The 21,410-nt window shown below is 63.6% G+C and carries 32 protein-coding genes and 1 pseudogene; 13 read left to right on the top strand and 20 right to left on the bottom strand.

All coding sequences use genetic code 11. From position 1 onward, the window contains the following. The first annotated feature begins 361 nt into the window (after positions 1–361). A complete protein-coding gene (locus BMW89_RS37910) occupies positions 362–538 on the top strand; it encodes a hypothetical protein (protein ID WP_177196107.1) in 177 nt (58 codons plus the stop codon). Between the two features lie 398 nt (positions 539–936). On the opposite strand, the gene BMW89_RS17025 is transcribed toward BMW89_RS37910, so the two are convergent. Beyond that, the gene (locus BMW89_RS17025; RefSeq protein ID WP_092028154.1) at positions 937–1,116 is read right to left on the bottom strand and encodes a hypothetical protein; all 180 of its coding nucleotides are present in this window, start codon (positions 1,114–1,116) and stop codon (positions 937–939) included. A gap of 230 nt (positions 1,117–1,346) precedes the next feature. Between BMW89_RS17025 and BMW89_RS17020 the strand changes: the two genes are divergently transcribed. Both BMW89_RS17020 and BMW89_RS17015 read left to right on the top strand, forming a co-directional pair. Then, positions 1,347–1,547, top strand: coding sequence for a hypothetical protein (locus BMW89_RS17020; protein ID WP_092028493.1), 201 nt, complete (start codon positions 1,347–1,349; stop codon positions 1,545–1,547). 162 nt (positions 1,548–1,709) lie between these two features. Then, the gene (locus tag BMW89_RS17015; protein WP_177196106.1) at positions 1,710–1,877 is read left to right on the top strand and encodes a hypothetical protein; all 168 of its coding nucleotides are present in this window, start codon (positions 1,710–1,712) and stop codon (positions 1,875–1,877) included. Positions 1,878–2,431: 554 nt separating this feature from the next. Here BMW89_RS17015 and BMW89_RS17010 read toward each other — a convergent pair. After that, positions 2,432–2,677, bottom strand: a complete 246-nt coding sequence (locus BMW89_RS17010) for a DUF2798 domain-containing protein (protein ID WP_092028492.1) — start codon at positions 2,675–2,677, stop codon at positions 2,432–2,434. Positions 2,678–2,773: 96 nt separating this feature from the next. Next, positions 2,774–3,025: a hypothetical protein gene (locus BMW89_RS17005; protein WP_177196105.1), complete on the bottom strand. Its 252-nt coding sequence runs from the start codon at positions 3,023–3,025 to the stop codon at positions 2,774–2,776. 452 nt (positions 3,026–3,477) lie between these two features. Here BMW89_RS17005 and BMW89_RS17000 point away from each other — a divergent pair, with 452 nt between their 5' ends. Further along, a complete protein-coding gene (locus BMW89_RS17000) occupies positions 3,478–3,666 on the top strand; it encodes a hypothetical protein (protein WP_092028491.1) in 189 nt (62 codons plus the stop codon). A 50-nt stretch (positions 3,667–3,716) separates the two neighbouring features. Here BMW89_RS17000 and BMW89_RS16995 read toward each other — a convergent pair whose 3' ends face one another. Then, positions 3,717–3,971, bottom strand: coding sequence for a hypothetical protein (locus BMW89_RS16995; RefSeq protein ID WP_092028152.1), 255 nt, complete (start codon positions 3,969–3,971; stop codon positions 3,717–3,719). 104 nt (positions 3,972–4,075) lie between these two features. Then, the gene (locus tag BMW89_RS16990; protein WP_092028490.1) at positions 4,076–4,372 is read right to left on the bottom strand and encodes a hypothetical protein; all 297 of its coding nucleotides are present in this window, start codon (positions 4,370–4,372) and stop codon (positions 4,076–4,078) included. Positions 4,373–4,751: 379 nt separating this feature from the next. On the opposite strand from BMW89_RS16990, the gene BMW89_RS16980 reads away from it, so the two are divergent. Further along, a complete protein-coding gene (locus BMW89_RS16980) occupies positions 4,752–5,216 on the top strand; it encodes a PaaI family thioesterase (RefSeq protein ID WP_092028150.1) in 465 nt (154 codons plus the stop codon). 119 nt (positions 5,217–5,335) lie between these two features. On the opposite strand, the gene BMW89_RS16975 is transcribed toward BMW89_RS16980, so the two are convergent. Further along, positions 5,336–5,629 (bottom strand): HdeA/HdeB family chaperone, encoded by a 294-nt coding sequence (locus BMW89_RS16975; RefSeq protein ID WP_177196104.1) that lies wholly within the window; start codon positions 5,627–5,629, stop codon positions 5,336–5,338. Between the two features lie 176 nt (positions 5,630–5,805). Here BMW89_RS16975 and BMW89_RS16970 point away from each other — a divergent pair, with 176 nt between their 5' ends. Further along, positions 5,806–6,054, top strand: a complete 249-nt coding sequence (locus tag BMW89_RS16970; RefSeq protein ID WP_244547609.1) for a PilZ domain-containing protein — start codon at positions 5,806–5,808, stop codon at positions 6,052–6,054. 46 nt (positions 6,055–6,100) lie between these two features. Here BMW89_RS16970 and BMW89_RS38700 read toward each other — a convergent pair. Together BMW89_RS38700 and BMW89_RS16960 are read right to left on the bottom strand one after the other, a co-directional pair. Then, positions 6,101–6,665, bottom strand: a pseudogene (locus tag BMW89_RS38700) (outer membrane protein assembly factor BamB family protein); the annotation flags it as partial. Between the two features lie 65 nt (positions 6,666–6,730). Further along, a complete protein-coding gene (locus BMW89_RS16960; protein WP_092028146.1) occupies positions 6,731–6,961 on the bottom strand; it encodes a hypothetical protein in 231 nt (76 codons plus the stop codon). A gap of 152 nt (positions 6,962–7,113) precedes the next feature. On the opposite strand from BMW89_RS16960, the gene BMW89_RS16955 reads away from it, so the two are divergent. Next, complete coding sequence (locus BMW89_RS16955; RefSeq protein ID WP_092028145.1) at positions 7,114–7,518, top strand: hypothetical protein; 405 nt, start codon at positions 7,114–7,116, stop codon at positions 7,516–7,518. Positions 7,519–7,670: 152 nt separating this feature from the next. On the opposite strand, the gene BMW89_RS16950 is transcribed toward BMW89_RS16955, so the two are convergent. Beyond that, positions 7,671–8,845 (bottom strand): IS3 family transposase gene (locus BMW89_RS16950; protein WP_092028144.1). Its coding sequence is split into 2 segments (ribosomal slippage): positions 7,671–8,536 and positions 8,536–8,845, totalling 1,176 coding nucleotides; the frame shifts between segments, so codons are not numbered across the junction. A 57-nt stretch (positions 8,846–8,902) separates the two neighbouring features. Here BMW89_RS16950 and BMW89_RS16945 point away from each other — a divergent pair. The 3 genes from BMW89_RS16945 to BMW89_RS16935 all read left to right on the top strand — a co-directional run bounded on the left by BMW89_RS16945 (position 8,903) and on the right by BMW89_RS16935 (position 10,358). Beyond that, entirely contained in the window at positions 8,903–9,433 is a 531-nt protein-coding gene (locus BMW89_RS16945; RefSeq protein ID WP_092028143.1) for a bifunctional transcriptional activator/DNA repair enzyme AdaA, read from the top strand. Between the two features lie 18 nt (positions 9,434–9,451). After that, the gene (locus BMW89_RS16940) at positions 9,452–9,922 is read left to right on the top strand and encodes a PaaI family thioesterase (RefSeq protein ID WP_092028142.1); all 471 of its coding nucleotides are present in this window, start codon (positions 9,452–9,454) and stop codon (positions 9,920–9,922) included. A gap of 112 nt (positions 9,923–10,034) precedes the next feature. Next, positions 10,035–10,358, top strand: a complete 324-nt coding sequence (locus tag BMW89_RS16935) for a hypothetical protein (RefSeq protein WP_092028141.1) — start codon at positions 10,035–10,037, stop codon at positions 10,356–10,358. A 78-nt stretch (positions 10,359–10,436) separates the two neighbouring features. Here the strand turns inward: BMW89_RS16935 and BMW89_RS16930 are convergent, their stop codons facing one another. The 3 genes from BMW89_RS16930 to BMW89_RS16920 are packed head-to-tail and all read right to left on the bottom strand — an operon-like array spanning position 10,437 to position 11,716. Then, positions 10,437–10,793, bottom strand: coding sequence for a carboxymuconolactone decarboxylase family protein (locus BMW89_RS16930; protein ID WP_092028140.1), 357 nt, complete (start codon positions 10,791–10,793; stop codon positions 10,437–10,439). Between the two features lie 21 nt (positions 10,794–10,814). Further along, on the bottom strand, positions 10,815–11,282 hold the full coding sequence (locus tag BMW89_RS16925; protein ID WP_092028139.1) for a DUF6691 family protein: 468 nt from the start codon (positions 11,280–11,282) through the stop codon (positions 10,815–10,817). 5 nt (positions 11,283–11,287) lie between these two features. Continuing rightward, the gene (locus BMW89_RS16920; RefSeq protein WP_092028138.1) at positions 11,288–11,716 is read right to left on the bottom strand and encodes a YeeE/YedE family protein; all 429 of its coding nucleotides are present in this window, start codon (positions 11,714–11,716) and stop codon (positions 11,288–11,290) included. Between the two features lie 97 nt (positions 11,717–11,813). Between BMW89_RS16920 and BMW89_RS16915 the strand changes: the two genes are divergently transcribed. From BMW89_RS16915 to BMW89_RS16905, 3 genes are all read left to right on the top strand, one after another. Continuing rightward, entirely contained in the window at positions 11,814–12,134 is a 321-nt protein-coding gene (locus tag BMW89_RS16915) for an ArsR/SmtB family transcription factor (protein WP_092028489.1), read from the top strand. Positions 12,135–12,166: 32 nt separating this feature from the next. Beyond that, a complete protein-coding gene (gene ccoG / locus BMW89_RS16910; protein WP_092028137.1) occupies positions 12,167–13,606 on the top strand; it encodes a cytochrome c oxidase accessory protein CcoG in 1,440 nt (479 codons plus the stop codon). Between the two features lie 163 nt (positions 13,607–13,769). Continuing rightward, positions 13,770–14,981, top strand: coding sequence for a GNAT family N-acetyltransferase (locus tag BMW89_RS16905; protein ID WP_092028136.1), 1,212 nt, complete (start codon positions 13,770–13,772; stop codon positions 14,979–14,981). Here the strand turns inward: BMW89_RS16905 and BMW89_RS16900 are convergent. The 8 genes from BMW89_RS16900 to BMW89_RS16865 form a co-directional block, all read right to left on the bottom strand. Further along, positions 14,944–15,150, bottom strand: a complete 207-nt coding sequence (locus BMW89_RS16900; RefSeq protein WP_092028135.1) for a type II toxin-antitoxin system HicA family toxin — start codon at positions 15,148–15,150, stop codon at positions 14,944–14,946. The genes BMW89_RS16905 and BMW89_RS16900 overlap by 38 nt on opposite strands. Then, positions 15,147–15,350: a type II toxin-antitoxin system HicB family antitoxin gene (locus BMW89_RS16895; RefSeq protein ID WP_092028134.1), complete on the bottom strand. Its 204-nt coding sequence runs from the start codon at positions 15,348–15,350 to the stop codon at positions 15,147–15,149. Before BMW89_RS16895 ends, BMW89_RS16900 begins: the two co-directional genes overlap by 4 nt. Before the next feature lie 57 nt (positions 15,351–15,407). Beyond that, positions 15,408–16,073, bottom strand: coding sequence for a DsbA family oxidoreductase (locus tag BMW89_RS16890; protein ID WP_092028133.1), 666 nt, complete (start codon positions 16,071–16,073; stop codon positions 15,408–15,410). A gap of 88 nt (positions 16,074–16,161) precedes the next feature. After that, positions 16,162–16,611, bottom strand: a complete 450-nt coding sequence (locus BMW89_RS16885) for a hypothetical protein (protein ID WP_244547608.1) — start codon at positions 16,609–16,611, stop codon at positions 16,162–16,164. A gap of 190 nt (positions 16,612–16,801) precedes the next feature. Then, a complete protein-coding gene (locus tag BMW89_RS16880) occupies positions 16,802–17,623 on the bottom strand; it encodes a helix-turn-helix domain-containing protein (RefSeq protein WP_092028131.1) in 822 nt (273 codons plus the stop codon). A gap of 106 nt (positions 17,624–17,729) precedes the next feature. Further along, positions 17,730–18,677: an ABC transporter substrate-binding protein gene (locus BMW89_RS16875; protein ID WP_092028130.1), complete on the bottom strand. Its 948-nt coding sequence runs from the start codon at positions 18,675–18,677 to the stop codon at positions 17,730–17,732. A 100-nt stretch (positions 18,678–18,777) separates the two neighbouring features. Further along, a complete protein-coding gene (locus BMW89_RS16870; protein WP_092028129.1) occupies positions 18,778–19,818 on the bottom strand; it encodes an ABC transporter permease subunit in 1,041 nt (346 codons plus the stop codon). Further along, the gene (locus BMW89_RS16865; protein ID WP_092028128.1) at positions 19,811–21,334 is read right to left on the bottom strand and encodes a sugar ABC transporter ATP-binding protein; all 1,524 of its coding nucleotides are present in this window, start codon (positions 21,332–21,334) and stop codon (positions 19,811–19,813) included. The genes BMW89_RS16870 and BMW89_RS16865 overlap by 8 nt, the downstream gene beginning before the upstream one ends. Between the last annotated feature and the right edge of the window lie 76 nt (positions 21,335–21,410).

Here is a 21,410-nt window from a genome sequence, read left to right as displayed (position 1 = left end):
TCTCTCACTTTCCCCGATCCACCGCATTTCGGGCAGGGACGAAAATCGTTCTTCTCGCCCAGGCGAACCGGCTTCATGTTCCGATCCTGGCCTGTCGCGTCGCACTCGGGGCAGTCGCGTTCTACTTCCTTCTGATCAGTCATGCGCATCTCATCGGCGGATTTAGCGGACGAAGCCTAACGATCAAATCTGCTTTTGCGGGTGCCCTTATTATGGCGCGACCAGGAGTTGGGTGTCGGCCTTCGACCTCCACGCCCAGAACGCGCGTCAGATCAGCGCTTGTATTTTAATGCTACACAATGTAGCGTTTATATTCGTAGCGCTACAAGACGGGCCCATTTGAACAACCTCTGGAGGAGACATGAAGTCGGTTCTCAAATTTGCTCTGGCCCTCGCCATCTTCGCCGGCTCGCTGGCGCAGGCATCGGCGGCTCCGATCACGGAGTGTGCTCCGAAGCTCAAGATCACCAAGCGGTGGCAACTGCACGACGGCTGCCATAGCCGGTACGCGCAGATGCGCGGCAGGCCCTGCCACTAAAGCATGATCCGGACCCGAACGGCCGCGTCGGCGCAAAGTGCGACGCGGTTTTCCCTCGCGACAAACGCGGAACGTGTTTGCGCGGAGATCATGCGCCAACAACAATTCGAAGCGCGATGACGATTGATCCCGATCGCATCGCGCTTTGGTCCGAAGCCATTCAAGGACGATGAGAGGCCGCCTCGTTACGAATTTGTGAGTGTCGTCATTGGCTGGAGGCGCCCATATTTTGCAGATGATCATGAACGCCCTCAAGCTGGCTGCGACGGCCGGGCTCATATTCGTAGCTGGCGGGGCATGGCCCTCTCCCCGCTACGGAGCAGCTATCGCCATCGGCATGTGCGTCATGGCCGCTGTCGTCCTTCACTTCGTCGCGCCTTGAATTCGGACGAGCCGCCTCAACTGGCGGACGACGGGATCTTCGCGTCCCCGAGAATCAGCAATGCCAGCGGTGCCAGGGGGCCGACGGCCACGGCGGCCCAGAGCCATGTCTTCGACGACCTGCTGCGCTCACGCGCCATCGCGCCGGCGAGCGGGATCGATCCAGTCGCGATGATGACGAAAAGCCAATAGCCCATGGCCATCTCCGATGCGCGCGGAACGATAGCATGGCGGCAGCGCACGCTGCTGCCCTTCCGCAAAAAGTGAGGTCGTCTGGCCGGCCCGCATTCGTGCTGTGTGCACAAATGGACAGACCGGATCCGTCAGTCGGGAGCCTAATGGGCCATCACCGCACGGACCGCGGCTGCTATCGGTGATGAGAACGCCGATCGCGCTCCGGCCTTCCTCGGATGGAAAGGAGCACACCATGTTCAAACGGCGTCGTTTCAAGCAAAAGCTGACCCTTCAGGATCGGCTCTCGGCATGGGTGGAGCAGGTCCAGCGGCAGGCTTCAAAGCTTCCCCCCGGTCCTGAAAGGGAGGCCCTACTCAAGAAGGCCCGCCAGGCCGACGTGGCCAATCATCTGCACGACTGGGCCAAGTCTCCCGGGCTTCAATCGCCGAAATAGTCGCGCGGCTTGCGCGCCGCAGCGCGCTTGTTCGCCTGAAGCTGACGTGTATCAAGGACGCTCGGCCAGGACGCCGCCATAATTCCGCAATCCTGCGGCATTGAACCTTCCGCGGTCTGCGGACTTCTTTCGGGTTCGACCGCAACAATGGGGATCCCGGCCATGACGGAAAGCACGCAGCATGATGCCACCAGGCGCAATCATCTGCTCGAGGCGGCGCGCGAGGAGATGATCAAGTTCGAGCGGAAGGAGAACGAGTTCCGCAAGAAGGATCGCCAGGAGCGTGCCGCCGAGCTCCATTTGCCGCTGGACGCGCTCAAGGTTCATTAGATCGGGATCGGGCGGGTCGAGGGCTCCGGCGGACAGCGCCTCTGTCCGTCGTTACGCGCCTTCAAGGTATCTAAATACCGTATCTAAGCCATTGATCCCGCAGCGAAATAGCGCCGCGGCCTACTGTGCATGGGGTTGTTTTGCCGTTTTTGAGGCGCGCGCGGCCCTACAGCAGCGCCAGCAGCGCTATTCCAATCACCAGAACCACGAAGCCAGCCGCCGTCGCGGCGGCGAATGACCGCTCGACCTTATCCATGATGCCACCCCGCTGTCGGCGCACCACGTTTCCCCCATGGCTGCACCTGACGGAGTGGAATCTCGCCGAGGGGTGTGGCTCCAATTGTGCGATCGGATGGCCAAATTGGGACGGGTGCGGGGCCAGTCTGCGGCCTGTTTTGCGGGCATCGGCGCGCGCCGGCTGAACCGGATCTGCCGGCTTTGTCAGGCTGTCGTAAGGTCGGGCCGCTAGGGTCGTCTGGCTATGGTGTTGCAGCCCAGCACCTCAGCCTCCAATAACCTTCTCCCCCGCTTGGCTCTCCCCAAGCGGGGTTTTTTCATGCCGGCCGGCTTCCCTCGTCCCGCGTCAGCCGCAGCGAGAAGGCGCGAATCGCGGGCGCCGCCAGCAGCACCACGGGCAGCATTGCAGCCCATGCGATCAGCCACGACACCATCCAGTGCCGCACGAACAGCATCGCGCCATCAGCGGGCAAGCTGGCGATCCCCGCAGCGATCAGCGAGGTCAGTCCGGACTGGATCACGCCGAAGACGAAATGACTGTAGTGGCGGGGAATGCCGAGCATGATGGTTTCCGTGTTGATTGCCGTGGTCGGGGCAAGCAAGGCATATGCCGCCATGTGCATCAAGATGGAGTTGAGCCGGGACCCGCGGGCGCTCGATCAGTGCCGCGCGTTCGGCACCGGCGCACGCCGCACCGCGTCATTGCGATCGGCGCGGCACGACAAGCCTTCGAAGCGCCAGAAGGTGACGACACTGGTCTCGCCGCACTCTTCGCAGACGAGCTTCTCGTCACCGAGCATGTAGCGTCCGCGCCTGAACATCGGCGACGACGCGGGATGTCGGCAACGCGGACAGACCAGCGAGAAATTCCGTGCGCCCCAGCGCAGCGCAAGGTGTCTCAGCCAGATCACGCCTTCCTCATCCGCGACGTCGCGCTCATGTGCTTCGACGTGACCAGAGCATAGATGGCGCGCACGCAAAAGTGGAAAAGGGTACAACTCGCCTCTTCGTTTTTGAATGCCGGCGAGCCACATGGAAGCGCGAGAGGTTCTCGCGAGGACAGCTGCGCCGGAGTCCTGCGGAACCCGTCAGGCAACACGGGACGATCAAACGTCCGTGGTTCTCCGACCATGAACAGAGTTCCTCAACGGCGCCCGATCGCATCCGCGCACAGGGCCTGATGGTTCCGCGGCGCCTCGTGGAAGCCGCATCTTTCGGAATCCGATTTCGTTTGTTTCGGAGCGCGCGCGGTTTCGAGATTTCAGTGAACGATCCAAGGCTTACCAGCAGATTTTGCTTGTCCCGGGAATATTATGACGCCCAACATGTTTCTGTGATCGAGGGTGAATCGTGGGAGGTGACCATGAATCACAGGGGCGTTGAGTTCACCGTCGCCAAGACGGCAATTTCTGGAATCTGGCAGTGGCAGTTCCGCATCGGCGAGCAGCTCAAGAGCGGCAAGACCGAGACCAAGATCGATCTCCTGGCGATCCGGCGGGTGCAGCTGCGCATTGATCGGGAACTGAAGGCCGTCGGGCGCAAGACGGCCTGAGAGCGGTCGTGTTCCGCATCGTCGCCGAGACGCTGACCGGCTGCGGGCCGCTAATCCGCGCTGGGCAGCCGCCGCATCGTGAATTCGATGTCGCCGCCCGGCAGCTCGCGCCAAGTCTCGACCGCGCTCATATAGCCGGCCTTGGGATAGCGGGTGAAGAAGGCCTCCGCCCTCGCCCGCGCCGCCACGCGCGGCAGGGTGAAGGTCTCGCGCAGATAGCCATCGCCGGTGCGCATCGCCGGCTTGCCGCCGATCTTGCGCCGGCGCGCCATCCGCTCGGCAAGATCCCGCGGACGATCGGCCATGACCCGCCTCCTCTGCGCAACGACTGCCGACAATGTAGGGCGCGGGCTGGACGAAGAGGAGTCCCCCGCCGGAGGCATCAGCCGCCTCCGATCGGGCGATACGATCAATTCGCGGTCGCGCCGGACTTCTTCTTCGGCGCGCTGGAGGCAGTCGATGCCTTCGGCGCGGCCTGCTTCGGCGGCGGATCGGCGCGCATGCCGCCCCAGGGGTCGTTGGACGCCTTGGCGTCGGGGATCTTCTTCATCGTTTCCTTGTAGGCCTTTTCGCGCTCGACATCAGCGGCCTTCTCCTCGGGGGTCTTGCCCGGGCCTTCCTGCAGCAAATTGATATTGGGCATTTGCGCGTAGGCCGGTCCTGCCAGCACGGCCAGCAGCACCGCCGCCATACGGAAAAGCTTCATCATTCACTCCTCGATCATCCACTAGGGGCGGATCAACCGCGCCCTGTCATTCCTGTCAACGGCTCGCCTGCCGACGGCCCGTACAGGGCCGAATGCCGCGCTAGAGCCGGTCCGATCTGCACGATTTCGGGGCGTGCAGCCAATCGTCCCAGATCGGGCCACATCGGGTGCACCCGTTCAGCGCGAGGCCGAGCGCCACCAGCCAAAACATCAGGACATACCGACGCAACATCGTCCACCCGCTCCCAAGCATGGCATCATATCGGGCCAAGTCAGGCATTTTCAAGCCGACCGGAGCGGCTCCAGGCCGGATGACTTTGCCGCGCCGATCCGCGCAGAATGGCCGAAATATCCGGTAACAAGGGAGGACACGCCAGCAATGCCATCGCAGCCAGAAGTGGAGTTCGGCATCACCGAGGCCAGACGCATCCTCGGCGAGGTCTTTGCGCCCTGGGTCCAGGATCTCAACCTCGCGGTCGAGCGCATCGAGCACGTACAGCCAGCGGATGCGCCGGACTGGCAGCCTGGCGCGCTGCTGCGCATGCCGTTCTCGGAGCGGCTGTGCCGCAACGGCGGCGTGGTCTGCGGCCAGGCGCTGATGGCGCTCGCCGACACCGCGATGGTGATCGCGAACCTCGCCGCCAACCGCGGCTACCGTCCGATGACCACGGTCGACCAGACCACCCATTTCATGCGCGCGGTGTCCTCCTCGGATGTGCTTGCGGATGCCCGCGTGGTTCGGCTCGGGCGCACCATGAGCTTCGGCCGCGTCACGCTGCTCTCGGCGTCCGACAACAAGCAGGTGGCGATGGTGTCGAGCGCATTCGCGATGCTGCCGGGGTGAGCATCGCCCGAAAAGCAGAGAGCCGCGTAAGCGCAAGGCGCATCGCGGCTCTCGATGACGATCGCATCAAGGCAACACGCTGAAGCGCGATTGCTATCGCGCGTCAGAGGTTGCGCAGATTACTTGCCGAGAACTTCGTCGGCTGCGGTGACGATGCTGACGTTCGGATTGGTGCCGCAATAAGTGCCGAACTTCTTGGCGTTGTCGACGAACACGTCGGTGTCGATGATCGCGTTGTCCTCGTCGCCCTTGTACCAGCCGTCCATCCAGGTCAGCACCATCTTGATGGTGTCGTCGCCGCTCTCGAGGAACTGCTTGCAGCTCATGGTCGCGAGATCAAGCTTGGTGGCGTTGGCGGGCATCGACGACAGCGAGAGAGCTGCGGCGAACAGGATCGAAAGCGTGGTCTTCATCGGAATCTCCATCGGCGCGTAACGCCATAAAGGAAAGGCTTGCTGGGTAAACTCGGCGGGTGACTCACCGCTCCAACGTCGTAAACGAAGTCTGAAGCGCTGTGCAAGTAGCGCCAGTATTGAGTTTATTTCAACGCAATTTCTATGCACTACTTCACAATCATCGTTATGGATTAATGCCGATGATCGAGAAACGTGCAGCGCAGCGTCACCGTGTTTTCAAGGGTGGAACGCTCACCTTTGAAAATAGCGGAATCGCCTGCACGGTACGAAACATATCGGAAAGCGGCGCTGCAATCGACCTCGATGCTCCCGTCACATTGCCGCAATCATTCACGCTCTCGATCGCGCGCGACAATTTTGCGCGGAATTGCCGCGCCGTTTGGCGTAGCGACAGGCGCATCGGCCTCGCTTTCGTACAGTAGTACATACGATGTGAATGTACGTTCGTATCGCGCGTACAATGCCGCGTCATGCTCGCGTGATACGACGTCGACGACGCCAGCGCAGGCCCGCGATCACGAGCGCGATGATCGCGAGTGCGATCGCCGAGGATGCCGCAAAAAAATCGTCCACCCGGACGATCGATCGTGCGTGACTATAGAGAGGGCCCCTCGCCGGGCCGCGCCAGGCGAAACGCAACGACACTGTCGCCGATCGAGGTGCCGACCTCGGAGTGACCGCCGGCGCCGATCGCGACATATTACTCGCCCTTCCAGAGATAGGTCATGGGATTGGCGACGCCTGGCACTGGCAGCCGGCCCTGCCACAGCTCTCTTCCACTGCGCGCATCGAAGGCGATCAGGCGGACGTCGTTGGTGCCCATGAAGATCCGCGACCGGCAGACGGCATTCGCGGGCGCGGCATCATCAACCCACCAGGTGACACCGCGACAGACATAGCGGTTGGCGGGACGCTGATTGGTCGCGATCTCTGGATCGTAGCGCCATTTCTGCGCGCCCGTGTCGGGATCGAGTGCGATCGCCTCGTTGAACGGCGAGCAGAAGATCAGGCTGTCCTCGACGAACAGCGGCGTCGCCTAGCAGGAGCGCAAGGAGCGCGGCCGAAATACGCAGGCGGGTCCGCAACGCCCGCCTCACTTCATTTGGGCTTTTTAGCGGGCTCGTTCGGACGCGCCCCGCTCCACGGATCGTACTTCTCCTTGGGCTCGGGGATACGCTCGAGCGCGGCCTTGTAAGCCTTTTCGTCGATCTTGGGCGTGTTGTCGGTCTTCGGCGCATTGCCCTGGCGCTTGCTGCCGGCGCCCATCTGCGCCTGGGCCGATCCGCCCGCCAGCGCCAGCACCGCGGCTGCTATGACCAAAATCCTCATTGGTGCAATCCCCCTCGTCTGGAGTACAAACTAGCCTGCAATCCCCTAATAGCAAATGCCGCGGGTTCCAGACGCTCAGCAAATCTTGATCGGGGCGGACTTCGTCGGATCGCATTCGTTCCTATCTGTTGGCCCGCAGGGGACCTTCACGGATGTTGCGGATTATTGCCCATGTGGCGCTGCTGGCCGGCGCGCTCGCGCTCGGGGCCTGCGGTTTCGCTGACAGCCGCGCGCCGGTGCCCGAGTTCATGCGCATCAGGGAAACCGAGCAGCAACCACCTGAGCCGCCCCCCGACGTCAAGCGCGTGGTGCGCGAGCAGATCGATATCGTCTTCCTCAACACGTCCTATCCACGCGAGGTGCATGTCGCCGCGCCGCATCGCGAGGTGCGCGGACCGGGCTGGACCGCCTGCGTCCGCGCGCAGCTCACTTCGGCAACCGGCTCTTCGCTCGGCCCCCAGACCTATGTCGTGACCATCAATGGCGGAAAGGTCGTCGATCGCCGCCGCGCGGAAGCTGATGACATCTGCGGGACGGAGGCTTACGAACCTATCTAGCTTCGGTCGTTTTCAGACGTGATCATCGCATCGGACTCGCGCCGCGAAGGTTCGGCCACTATAGCGAGGCCATGCCAAAGTTCGACGCAAGCTACCAAGCCCTTCGCCGCCGTGATGCGGCAATGATCTTCCCCCAAGAAAGTGGACAGGGTTCAAGCCGATTTTAGCTCCATCTCGACGGGGCTGATATAGCCGATGGCCGAGTGTCTACGGTGATTGTTGTAGAAGCCTTCGACGTAGGTGAAGATGTCGCGCACGGCTTCATCGCGGGTTGCATACTGGCGGTGATGGACCAACTCGGTCTTGAGCGTGTGGAAGAAGCTTTCCATCGGGGCATTGTCGTAGCAATCGGCTCTGCGGCTCATCGAAGGCCGGAAGCCGGCGGCTTGCAGCGCGTGGCGGTACTCGGTTGAAGCATATTGGACGCCGCGATCGGAATGATGGATCAGGCCGGCGCCGGGCCTCTGCCCCTTGATCGCCATCCGTAACGCGGCAAGCGGCAGTTCGGCGCGCAGATGGTCGTCCATCGACCAGCCCACGATACGACGACTGTAAAGATCCATGATGGCCGCCAGGTACAACCATCCCTGGCCGGTCCAGACATAGGTGATGTCGGCGAGCCAGACCTGATTGCGCATGGCGGCCGAGAAGTTCCGGCCGAGCAGGTTCGGCGCGATCGGGAAACCATGCCCGCTGTCGGTGGTGCGGCATCGTCTCGGCCCGGCCGAGATGGCCCGAATGCCATGGTGGCGCATCTGCCGTTCGATCCGGCCACGGCTTGCACCATGGCCCTGGGCTTTGAGTTCGGCATGGATGCGCGGGCTGCCGTAGCGGCCATGGCTGTCGCGATGAACCTGCTTGATATCCTCCAGCAGCTCTCGATTGGCCGCGGCTCGGGGGCTTTCCGGGCGCGACCGCCAAGCATAGTAGCCCGCGGGCGAGACGCCGAGCACACGGCACATGATCTCGACCGGATAGTCCGCGCGGCGATCTTCGATGAAGCAGAATCTCATGTCCGGGGTCCAGCAAAGATCGCGATCGACTTTTTTAAAATGTCGCGCTCCATGCGCAGCTGTTCGTTTTCCCGCTGCAACCGCGCAATCATGTCAGCTTGGTCCGCCGACGGCAGCACCGCCTGCGATGTCGGCGCCACGGCGCTGCCGCCGGCTTCCACCGTGCCCCGCTCCGACACCCATCGGCTCAGCACGGAACCGTCAAGCCCGAGCTCCTTCGAAACTGACTTCGCCGAGCGGCCGCTCGATAAAACCAGATCAACTGCCTGCCGCTTGTACTCGTCCGAATAGGTCCGTCGCTGCCGTTTCGTCATCTCACACCTCTCGCTGCCTAAGCTATAGGTGTCCACCGATTTAGGGGAGGCTCAGCAATGGATGGCGTCGTCTTCGTCGCGGTCAAGACGACGGGGATTTACTGCCGCCCTGTCTGTCCAGCAAAAACGCCCCTCGCGCGCAACGTTGCATTCTATCGAAGCGCCGCCGCTGCCGAGCAGGCCGGATTCCGCCCGTGTCTCAGATGTCGTCCAGAAACCGCCCCGTTCTGTCCCGCGTGGAAGGGCACACGGACAACGGTCGAACGTGCGCTCGCCTTGATCGAAGCGGGAGAGCTGGATCGCAGCAGCGTGGATCGACTGGCCGAACGGCTGGGAGTCGGGACGCGTCATCTGACACGCTTGTTCGCCCGGCATCTCGACGCATCCCCGCTGCAGATGGCCCTCTCGCTCCGCGTGCAGCGCGCCAAGCGCCTGCTCGATGCCAGCGATCTTCCGATCGCGGCCGTGGCGGAACGTTCCGGCTTTTCAAGCGTGCGACGTATGAGCACGGCGTTCACGCAACTCTACGGTCGTCCGCCTTCGGCATTCCGAAAAAGGAGCAGCGAGCGCAGGCTCGCGGCCGGCTGAGCAACAACGGGGACATCGATGGCCACCAGGATCTACGGAACAGTTGACGCCGAACGTCAGAACCAGATGAGTGGGCTCGAATTCGTTCAGGGTCTCGCTGCAGGAACACTCCCCCTCAACACGATCGCGCAGACCCTCGACTATGATGTCGTGGAGGCGGAGAATGGCCGCGTCGTCGTCGCGCTCGTGCCCACCGGCGCTCACCTCAACCCGGCAGGCACCATGCACGGTGGTCTCACGGCCACCTTGCTCGACAGTTGCATGGGGCTGGCGATCCAATCGACGCTCGAGAAAGGAATCGGCCAGACCACGCTCGAGTTCAAGATCTCGCTGCTGCGGCCGATCACTCCGGAGACAGGCGCGATCACGGCTGAGGGCAAGGTCCTGAATTGCGGCCGTCGCATTGGAACGGCCGACGGACGCGTGACAGATGCGAGGGGCCGATTGCTTGCCCATGGCACGACGACGTGCCTCATCTTCCCGACCTGACGAGGAACAAGCCGCGGCAAGCGACGGTTTCGGGAAAAACCTGCACAACGGCCGGAACGATCCCCGCCTCCCCTTCTTGTTACCGCAGAGGGCAGTTTCGGAGGAGGACAGGATGAGGAATTTTACGATTGCAATGCTGGCTGGCGTCGGGGCCCTCGCTGCGGCGAGCGGCGCAAAGGCCGCCGACATCTACACGACCAGCGAATACACCAACCCAGAACTCATTCAGCAAGTCCGGCTCGTCTGCGATGATTCCGGCAATTGCTATCGCACCCGAGGAGGCGCGCGCGTCATCGTGCGCGACTCCTACGCGACCATGCCGCGCGACCGCTACTATGAGCGCCGCACCTATCGCGACTGGGACGATGGTCCGCGCGCCGGCGTCGGCATTCGCGCGCCCGGCGTCAGCGTGGGCGTCGGTGTCGACCGCTGGTAATCGATAAAGCCACCGACGGAAAGGCCCGGGCCTCGATGCTCGCCCGGTCCTTTCACGTGTTGCTTTGCGCGATAACGTTCAGGCGGCCACCGTCTGTTGCTGGAACTGCTCGTAGGCCGCAATCGCGTCCGCAGCGTACATCAGCGACGGTCCGCCGCCCATGTACACGGCCATGCCGAGCGTCTCCTCGACCTCCTGGCGCGTCGCGCCGAGCTTGACGAGGGCTTCGGTGTGAAAGCCGATACAGCCGTCGCAATGCGCAGCGACACCTAGCGCCAGCGCCATCAGCTCCTTGGTCTTCTTGTCCAGCGCGCCGTCACGCGTCGCGGCTTGGGCAAGCATCGCAAATCCCTTCATAGTGTCGGGAATGTCGCTCCGCAGCTTGCGCAGATTGGCGGAGATATGCTGAGTGATCTCGGGATAATTCTTGTCCATGACTTACTCTCTGCGGTTACCTTAGGTTTCGAGCGGATCGGCCGGCGCGACGAAGCGCGTCAGCAGCGGCAGGTGGGCGACGAAGCGGGCGAGCACCATGCCGACACACATCGCAGCGACGAAGATGACGGCGGACGCCGAGCCAAATCCGAGCGCAGTCAGCGCCGGCCCCGGGCAGAAACCCGCCAATCCCCAGCCGACGCCGAAGATCGCGGGACCTGCGACGATCCTGGGATCGATGTCCCGTCGCGTTGGAAGATAGAATCGTTCGGCGAAGAACGGACGCGCGAGCTTCAGGACGCGGGTGAAGCCGACGAAAGTCACGGCCACCGCTCCGGCCATCACGAAGGCAAGGCTCGCATCCCAAGTCCCTGCCGGAATTCCGCCGATGTCGAGGAAGTTCAGAACCTTCGCGGGGTTCGACATGCCGGAGACGATGAGGCCGAGTCCGAAGATCAGGCCGATCACGAATTGAACGAGGATAGCCATCGCCGTCAGCTCCAGTGCCGCATCACGAAGACGGTGGCGATGCCCGCCGCCATGAAGGTGATCGTCGCCGCCAACGATCGCAGCGAGAGGCGCGACAGCCCGCAGACGCCATGGCCGGAGGTGCAGCCACTGCCCCACACCGCGCCGAAGCCCGTCAGCAATCCGGCGACAATCAGAAGCGGCGTTCCCGCCTCGATGGTCTGGGCCGGCAGGCTACCCGTGGCGAGACGCACCAGCACGGGTGCGACAACCAGGCCGGCGACGAAGGCGAGCCGGCCGGCGAATTCGCGGTCCTCATAGGGCGGAAACAATCGCGCCGCGATGCCGCTGACACCGGCGATCCGTCCCGTCGCCCACATCAGGAGCACCGCGGACAGCCCGATCAGCGCCCCGCCCAGGAGCGAGGCAATCGGCGTGAAAGGCGTGGCGACCATTTTGACCCTCCGGATCGAGAGTAACCCAGGCGCGAGCACCGGATACATATATTTCAGTTGTTTCTTATATTCGAATATACTAATATATTGGACAGTCATGAAGCGCAAGCCCCGGAATCAGGAATTGCTCGCTCTGGAGGAGAAGGCCGAAGAGGCCTCCCGCCTCCTGACCGCCATGGGCAATCCCAAGCGACTCCTGGTTCTCTGCAACATGCTGGACGGCGAAAAATCCGTCGGCGAACTCGCCGACATCGCGGGCCTGTCGTCGGCTGCATTATCCCAGCATCTCGGAAAGATGCGCGCCTTGAGCCTGATCAAACCCAGGCGGGAGGGCCAGACGATATACTACAGCCTCGCGAGCCGTGAAGCGCACGCGGTGCTGGAGACCTTGTACCGCCTCTTCTGTGCACCGGAATAGGGCTTCACTGGCTCAAACGCGGGAAGCGCGACATGACCGACGACACCTTCATCGAAGGGCCTCTCTATCAGAAGCGAAAGAAGGTCTATCCGCAGTCGGTCCACGGGCCTTTCCGCCGCATCAAATGGGCGATCCTCTGCGTCACGCTCGGGACCTACTATCTGCTGCCGTTCATGCGCTGGAACCGCGGGCCCGGCCTGCCGGGCCAGGCGGTGCTGATCGACCTTCCCCATCGCCGCTTCTACTTCTTCTTCATCGAGCTGTGGCCGCAGGAGGTCTACTATTTCACCGGTCTCCTGATCATCGCGGCGATGACGCTGTTCCTGATGAATGCGGTCGCCGGCCGGCTGTGGTGCGGCTACATGTGCCCGCAGACGGTTTGGACCGACCTGTTCTACGCGGTGGAGCGCTGGGTCGAGGGCGACCGGCGCGAGCGCATGCAGGGCGACAAGCGCTACTGGACGTTCGAACACGTCCGAAAGGTCGCGCTGAAACACTTTCTCTGGATCATGATCGCCTGGTGGACCGGCGGCGCCTGGGTGCTGTATTTCGCCGACGCGCCGACCTTAATGAAGGATCTCGCCACCCTCCAGGCTCCGATCACCTCCTATCTCTGGATCGGCATCCTGACCGCGACGACCTACCTCTTCGCCGGTCACGCCCGTGAGCAGGTCTGTATCTACATGTGCCCGTGGCCGCGTATCCAGGCGGCGTTGACCGACGAGTGGGCGCTCAACGTCACCTATCGCCCCGACCGCGGCGAGCCGCGGATGTCGGTGAAGAAGGCGGAGGCAGCCCGCGCCCATGGCGGTCTCGCCGGCGACTGCGTCGACTGCCACCAGTGCATCAATGTCTGCCCGACCGGCGTCGATATCCGGGAGGGAATCCAGCTCGGCTGCATCCAATGCGGCCTGTGCATCGACGCCTGCGACACCGTCATGCGCGAGATCGGCCGCCCCGCAAGCCTGATCGGCTACGACACCGACATCAACATGCAGCGCCGGCGCGAGGGCAAGACGCCGATCTACCGCATCATCCGCGCGCGCACGCTGATCTATGTCGCCGCCATCGCCATCGTCGGCAGCATCATGCTCTATGCCCTCGCCACGCGTGCGACGATGGACGTCAACGTGCTGCACGAGCGCAATCCGCTCTTCGTTCAGCTCTCGGATGGCGGCGTGCGCAACGACTATACTGTCCGCATCCTCAACAAGGGCGCGCAGCGCTCGTTTGCGCTCGAGGTCTCCGGACTTCCCGGCGCAACCGTTCGCATCGCCGGCATCGAGGCCAGCCCCAACGCCAAGCCCGTTGTCGAGGTCGGACTGGATCAGACCCGCGAGGTCAGGATGTCGGTTCAGGTCGGCCCTGCCGACTTGCCGAAGACCTCGCGCGACATAGACATCGCCATCACCGACACCGCCAGCGGTGGACGCGCGAGCGCCCGTGACCATTTCGTGCCGGGTGACCAGTAGCACCCACGTTCCATCGAGGCATCCGGCCGCCTGCCGCCCGCATGCTCAATGAGACGTTAATAATACCACTCGAATTGAAGCCGCGTCCCAACGGTATTTTCCAATCTTTGCGCTAAGCATGACCATCTAACACGGGCTCAGCCCGCGTGAACGGGGACGGGACGTGGTCGACATCGCGCATCAGGCAGCGATCAATCCGGCATCTGCAAAAGATGCTGCGATGGCGCGCGCGCTCGTCCCGCTCAGATCCATCGACCCCGGCCAATGGCGCGCGCTCGCGCAGCGGGCGGTCGAGCCGAACGGATATTACCTGCCCGGCTGGGAGCTCGCCGTCAGCGCCACCGCGCGCGGCCGCACCGACGCCTCGGCCCTGCCCGCATTCGACCGATCGTCGAAGCGCTTGATCGGGCTGATGCCGGTAATCTCGCTCTGGCGCGCCCTAAAGATTCCCCTGCCCGCGCTGGTCAGCGCGCATCCCTATGGCACGCTGTGCAGCCCGCTGATCGACCGCGGCGCCCCGATCGAGGCGGCCACGCGCCTGTTGCAGCAGGCGCGCGAGGCCGGCGCGCATGCGCTGGTGCTGAACGACGTCGCGCTCGACGGCGCGGCGATGAATGCGCTCAAAGAAGTTCTCAATCGCGACGGCCTGAAACCGCGCGTGCTTTCTTCCTACATTCGCGCCAGCCTCGATGCGACGCAGGATGGCGAGACGATGCTGCGCGATGCGCTCGGCACCAAGAAGCTCAAGGAGTTGCGCCGCCAGCGCCATCGCCTCGAAGAGCACGGCGCCGTCGTGTTCGACGTCGCGCGCAAGCCGGACGACATCAGGCCGGCGCTCGAAACATTCTTGCAGCTCGAAGCCAGCGGCTGGAAGGGCAAGCGCGGCACCGCGCTGATCCAGCATGCGGGCGACGCCACCTTCATCCGCCGCGCCGTTCCGGCTCTGGCAGACACGGCGCAATGCGAGATCATCACGCTTCGCGCCGGCACGACACCGGTCGCGGCCGGCATCGTGCTGCGCCATCAGGACCGTGCCTTCTTCTTCAAGCTCGGCATCGACGAACGTTTTGCGAAATATTCGCCGGGCGCGCAGCTTACGCTCGACCTCACCCGTCACCTCTGCGCCGACCCCGCCATCGCCAGTGCGGATTCCACGGCGAGCGCCGATCACCCCATGATCAACCCGATCTGGCGCGGGCGTTTCGCCATCGGCGACGTGCTGATCCCGCTGCGGCGGAACGATCCGGTCGTGGCGCTGATTCACGCAGCGCTGTTGACCCAGGGCCTCGTGCACGAGACGGCGCGACTTATCGTTCACTCGATCCGGAAGCTGCGGGCTACAGGTCTGCGTCCGAAAGCTCTGCCATCTTCATGAGATGATGCAGCAGCCCGGCCTTCATCGGCTTGTTGCCGTGGATCGGTATGGAAAGACGAACGATGCTGCCCGCCTTTCCATAGATGTGATGACTTCCGCTGACGCGAAGTAGGTTCCAACCGTGGCGTTCGACAATTCTTGCGAACTCCCGGCCGGAGACAGACTTCATGCGGGCAATTCCAATATTCGCTCGGTACCACCCGGCTCCGGCGGTGCTACTTCGACGGACAGGCATCCCTCGATCGCGTCGCGAAGGTTGGCCATGAGCTCATCCATGGTATCGCCTTCAGTGGCACAGCCGGGGATGGCCGGGACTTCGGCCCAGAAGCCTCCCTCGTCAGCATCGTGCACGACAATCTTGATCTTCATGACGACCTCTCAACCCGAATAGTCGCCCAAGCTGTCGACATATTCAACCTCTGGATCCTACTCCGCGGCCTGTGCGTTGATCTCCGCCGAGACCTCACGAATGGCGCGAGCGAGCATGTTGGGATCCTGTGCGCCGGAGACGGCGTACTTTTGCGCGAAGACGTAAGTCGGCACGCCGGAGATGCCCTTCTCGGCGGCCTCCTGCGCGTCGGCCGAAACGCGCGCGACGTCCTCGTCGGTGGCAAGGCGTTTGCGTACATCGTCGGCATCGAGGCCGATGTCGGCTGCCGCCTGCACCAGTACGTTCGCATCGGTGAGATCGCCACCATCGCGGAAGTACAGCTCCATCAGGCGCTGCTTCATCTCGGGCGCCTTGCCGATCGCCTCGGCCCAGAGGATCAGGCGATGGCAGTCGGTGGTGTTGGGCTGGCGCGCGACCAGCTCCGGCTTGTAGACGAGGCCCTCCTCGCCCGCGGCGGCAACGACGCGCCCCGCAATGCCCTTATAGGCCTCGACCGAACCGAACTTCTGGGTGAGATAGGCCTCACGGCTGATGCCCTCGCGCGGCACCCAGGGATTGAGGAAGAACGGGCGGAAATTCAGCTTGACGGGAACGTCGGGCACCAGCGCCAGCGCGCTTTCGATGCGGTGCTTGCCGATATAGCACCACGGACACACCACGTCGGAGACGACGTCGATCTGGAGCGGTTTCAGCGTGCTCATGAGCGCCTCCTTCGGGCGATGCGGGTTTGACCCAAGATAAGCCCAACGGTTCGCAAAACAAGCCGCACCGCCGGGCTGGACAGGCCCGCTAGGGCGTCGACGCAATCGGGCCGGCCTGCATCAGATAGGCCTTGATGTCGGAGAGCTGCTCGAACGCAGGCGCCTGCTGCAAGGCCCGCTCCGGGCTGCACCAGGGATAAGGCAGCGTGGACAGCCAATCCATGCTGACCGGGACCGTATCTGGCGGAAGCACCTTCATCAGCTCGATCGTGATGACGAGCTTCTCAACGCGGCCTTGGCTGCCGAAGTGCCAGTCGTAACGACCGCAACCGACGCGCAACTGGCCATTGGCCTTGACGGACATCCCGACCAGCCAATGGCAGGAAAAATCCACGGATGCGGCAGGTGGGGCTTCTGCCAGGCAGAAGGTGAAGACATTCTCGTAGTCCGCACCGAACCGGCGCACCAATATGTCTTCGATCGCCCCGATGCCCTTTGCCGAACTTGGAAAGCTAATGGCATCGGTCTTGACGACCATGTCCAACTCGGCGTCTTCAGCGAACGCCCTCTTCATCAAGAACGGACGATTGCCATCCTTGGCGAGGATGTAGGTTGTCACGGCGTCGGAAGAATTTGGCATGGTTCGGGGAGCCTAGCCTCGGCTTCACCGGCGGGCCAGAGATTTGGGTGACTGCACACGGAGCGGCGGCGAGATACGCACAGGACGGCTACCCCAACTCCGCCGCCGTCTGCTTCAGCCATTCGGCTGTGCGCTCGTCGGCCGGAAAGAACGTCTCCAGCGCGAGCTCCGACAGGGTGATGTCCACCGGCGTGCCGAACACCATGGTGGTGGAGAAGAAACTAAGTATCTCTCCGCCATGGCGCAGCTTGAAGGGAATGGCGACATTGTCGCTCGACAGCGGCGCCGACCGCGCCGGAATGGGATAGCTATTGAGATCGTTGTAGAGCTTGATCAGCTCGGGATCGGCGGTCGCCTCGCATTGCCGGTGCAGCCGCTCCAAGAGATGCCCGCACCATTCCGCGAGATTGACCGTGCGCGGCGCCAACGCCTCGGGATGGAAAGCGAGCCTGAGCACGTTGAAGGGCTGGCCGAGCAACCGCTGCGGGATCCCGTCGAGCAGCGGCGCCACCATGCGGTTGGCGGAGACCAAATTCCAGTGCCGGTCATAGGCCAGCGCCGGATTAGGCTCATGCGCTTTGAGGACGAGGTCGATCGCCTGGCGGGCAGGCTTCAAGGCGGGATCCTCCAGCGGGCGCTGCGGAAAAGCCGGCGCGTAGCCGGCGGCGACCAGCAGCACGTTGCGTTCGCGCAAGGGCACATCGAGACGCTCGGCAAGCCGCAGCACCATGTCGCGCGAGGGCGCGGCGCGGCCGGTCTCGACGAAGCTCAGATGCCGCGCGGAAATCTCCGCATCGCCCGCGAGATCGAGCTGGCTCATGCGGCGGCGCTGCCGCCATTCGCGCAAATGGTCGCCGATGTGGACCGGCTGGCTGGGCTCTGTGCGTGCCGTGGATGCATATGCGTTCATGCTCGAAAACCTAGCACGCAGATTTCGGCCCATCCATTACCCCTGAGGTAATCGAATTGGCACCTCAGCGCCACCGACCGACCGAGCCGGCAAGGAAGCGGAGCGGCTACTGCGACCGGTCCGACGTCCACCCCTTATACTGGGCAACGTTGTCCCGGGTGACGAGCTTCGACGGCAACAGCTCGACGGTCGAGGCCGGCTTCTGTCCATTGAGGATGCCGACACCGACCTGCACGGCGCGCCGCGCCATGAAGAACGGGTCCTGCGAGGCCGATGCCTGGATCTGCGCCGCCGCGGGGTCCTTCAGCGCGGCCTCGATGTCGGGCGCGCCGTCCACCGCGGTGATCACGATACCGCTGCGGTTCTGCTGGCGTGCCGCGAGGTCGGAGCCGATCGCCTGGGGATCGTTGATGGCGAAGATGGCGTCGATCTTGGGGAAGCGGGTCAGATAGCCCTGCGCGATGGTGAGGCCGCCTTCGCGCGAGCCCTTGCCGTCCTGATCGCTGGATAGCACCTTGATGCCGGAATTCTTCGCAAAGACGTTCTTGCAGCCGGTGACGCGATCGATCACGGCGGAGACCTGCGGCCCGTTCTCGATGACGACGTCACCCTTGCCGCCCAATCTGTCGACAATGTACTGGCAGGAAATCTCGCCGGCCTGGACGTTGTTGGTGGTCACTGTGGCATCGGCGCCGTCCGCCGCGGTGTCGACCGCGACGACGACGATCCCCGCCGCCTGCGCCTTCTTGATCGCCGGCCCGATCGCCTTGGGATCGCCGGGATTCAACAGGATCAGGTCGACGCCGGCGGCGATGAAATTGTCGATCTGGGTGACCTGCTTGCCGAGGTCGTATTCGAAGCCGACCGCGGTGATCTTCACATTGGGATTGGTCTTCCTGGCCTCGAACTCGGCACCCTTCGATAGCGCGACGAAGAACGGGTTGCCCATCGATCCCAGCGAGACTCCGACCGACTTGAGCTCCTTGGCAAAGGACGGCGCGGTGCTAAGGGCAAGCGCCGTCGCGGCGCCGGCGAGCGTGATCGTCTTGAACATTGGCTTCCTCCCTGGTCTGTCTTCATCCCGGCACGGCAGACCAGTTGCCGTAGCGGAAGTTCACATCGCGCGAGCCAAACTCAGCTGCGCGCCGAGCTGTTCAGGTTCTGGCGGAGCCTTGCAGCCGGTAGCGGTCCAGCGCCACGGCACCGATGATCACCAGGCCTTTGATCACATATTGCCAGATATCGGAGACGCCGGTGAGAATGAGGCCGTTCGACAAGACCGCGATGATCAGCGCGCCGACCAGGGTGCCCCAGATCGAACCGATGCCGCCGACGAAGGAGGTGCCGCCGAGGATCACGGCGGTGATGGCGTCGAGTTCGTACGACTGGCCGAGCTGAAGACCGTTGGCCGCGTAAAGTCGCGCCGCCTGCATGGCGCCGCCGAGACCGGCCAAAAGACCGGATACGCCGTAGACGAAGATCAGCACGGCCCAGACCTTGATGCCGGCGAGCCGCGCCGCGCTCTCATTGCCGCCGACCGCGTAGATGTGCACGCCGAGCACGGTCCGGCGCAGCACCAGCCACGACACGAGGATGACGAGCAAGGCGATCACCGACAGCCAGGGAATCGACGCGACGCCGGGAATAAGCGTCAGCGAGCCGTTGCCGATGAAGGCGTAGGGAATAGACGGATTGAATACGGTGGTATCGGCGCCGAGCAGCCGCGCGAGCCCGCGCACGGCGGTCAACGAGCCCAGCGTCACGATGAAGGGCGGCAGACGCAACAGCGCGATCAGCGCGCCGTTGATCACGCCAAAGCCGAGGCCGGTCAGCACCGCGACCGGGAGCCAGAGCGCACCGAGGTCGGGCAGCTTCGAGATGATCAAGCCGGCCATCGCGGACGCAGCGAGGATGGAGCCGACCGACAGATCGATGCCGCCGGTGAGAATGACGAAGGTCATGCCCGCGGCCAGCACCGTGTTGACGGCAGCCTGCTGCAACACGATGCCGAGATTTTGTCCGGTGAAGAAGCGTCCCTCAGACAGGAAATGGAAGCCGATGCAGAGGATCAGCAGCACGGGCAGCATTCCGAGCGCGCTGATCAGCATCCTCACGCGCTGGCGTCTCGTCTCCGCGGCAGCGCCATTGGTCGACGTCGAGACGGTCTGGGCCTTCGAGGCACCGTTGTCAGGCATCGAGATGCTCCATCCCCGTGGCAAGTGCCATGATATCCTCTTGGTTTAGCGGCGCTGTCTCGGTTCGCCTGATCTCGCCGGCGATGTGCCCCGTGCGCATGACGACGACACGATCACAGATGCCGATGATCTCGGGCAGGTCGGACGAGATGACGAGGATCGCGGTGCCGGCCTTGGCGAGATTGTCGATGATCGAATAGATCTCGGACTTGGCGCCGACATCGACGCCGCGCGTCGGCTCGTCGAGAATCAGCACCTTCGGCGCAATCGCGAGCAACCGCGACAACAGCACCTTCTGCTGGTTGCCGCCGGACAGGCCACCTGCGGAAACGGCGACATTGGCGGCGCGGATGCTGAGGCCGGCGAAGGCCCGGTCGGCGCGCTCGCGCGCCTTGTCGCGATCCAGCCACCCGCCGAGCTTGGCGTCGCGCCCAAGCACCGCGAGATTGATGTTATCCAGGCATGACATATCGAGAAACAGGCCGAGCGCCTTGCGGTCCTCGGTGAGATAGGCGACCCCCGCCTCTAACGCTTCGCCGGGCGTACGGATCTCGATTTGGCGTCCCTCGAGTTCGAGACGGCCCGAAATTCTCGGCGCCGCGCCGATGATGAGATGGGCAAGCTCGGTGCGCCCGGCGCCGATCAGGCCGGCAAGGCCGACCACTTCGCCGGCATGCACGGTGAGCGAGCAGCCCCTGACGCGCCGGCCGTCGGCCATGTCGATCGCCGCGAGCACGGGATGCCCCCGCCCCGCCTCGGGATCGTGATCCTTCTTGTAGAACGAGGAGACGTCGCGCCCGACCATCATTCGGACGATGGCGTCGGCGCGAATGTCCTGCTTGTCGAGCGAGCCGACCAGCCGGCCATCGCGGAGCACGGTGACGCGGTCACCGAGCGCATAGACCTCATCCATGCGATGCGAGATGTAGATGATGGCAAGCCCCTCCGTGCGAAGCTGGCGGATTAGCGCGAACAGCCGCTCGCTCTCGCCGGCCGACAGTGCCGTGGTCGGCTCGTCCATGATCAGGATCTTCGACCTCGCGTGCAGCGCACGCGCGATCTCGACGAGCTGGCGCTGGCCCATCGACAGATGCGCCACCAGGGTCGATGGCAGGAAGTCCGCGCCGAGGCGCTGCAGGATCGGGCCGACGCCCTCACGCATGGCACCGCGCGCCAGTAGTCCTGAACGCGAGATCTCACGGCCGAGATAAATATTCTCCGCAACGCTGAGATTGGGGGCGAGCGACAGCTCCTGATAGATGATGGAGATACCCGCGTTGCGGCCGGCGAGCGGGCCCTCGATTCGCACGGAGCGTCCGTCGATGCGGATCTCGCCGCCGGGATCAGGCCTGTAGGCGCCGGACAGGATCTTCATCAGCGTCGACTTGCCGGCGCCGTTCTCGCCCATCAAGGCATGGACTTCGCCGGCATAGACGGTGAGATCAACGGCACGCAGCGCCTTGATGCCAAAGAAGGATTTGGAGACCCCGCGCATATCGAGGATCGGATCGTTCATCGTGCCTCCCGGCGCACAATGCGTTTCCCACCCGCGTCTCTTTTTATCAGCGCGGTTCACGTATTAAACAAAACGC

It is taken from the genome of Bradyrhizobium sp. OK095 (genome assembly GCF_900109945.1).
GTDB lineage: Bacteria > Pseudomonadota > Alphaproteobacteria > Rhizobiales > Xanthobacteraceae > Bradyrhizobium.
This window is presented reverse-complemented; position numbering and strand designations above follow the sequence as displayed.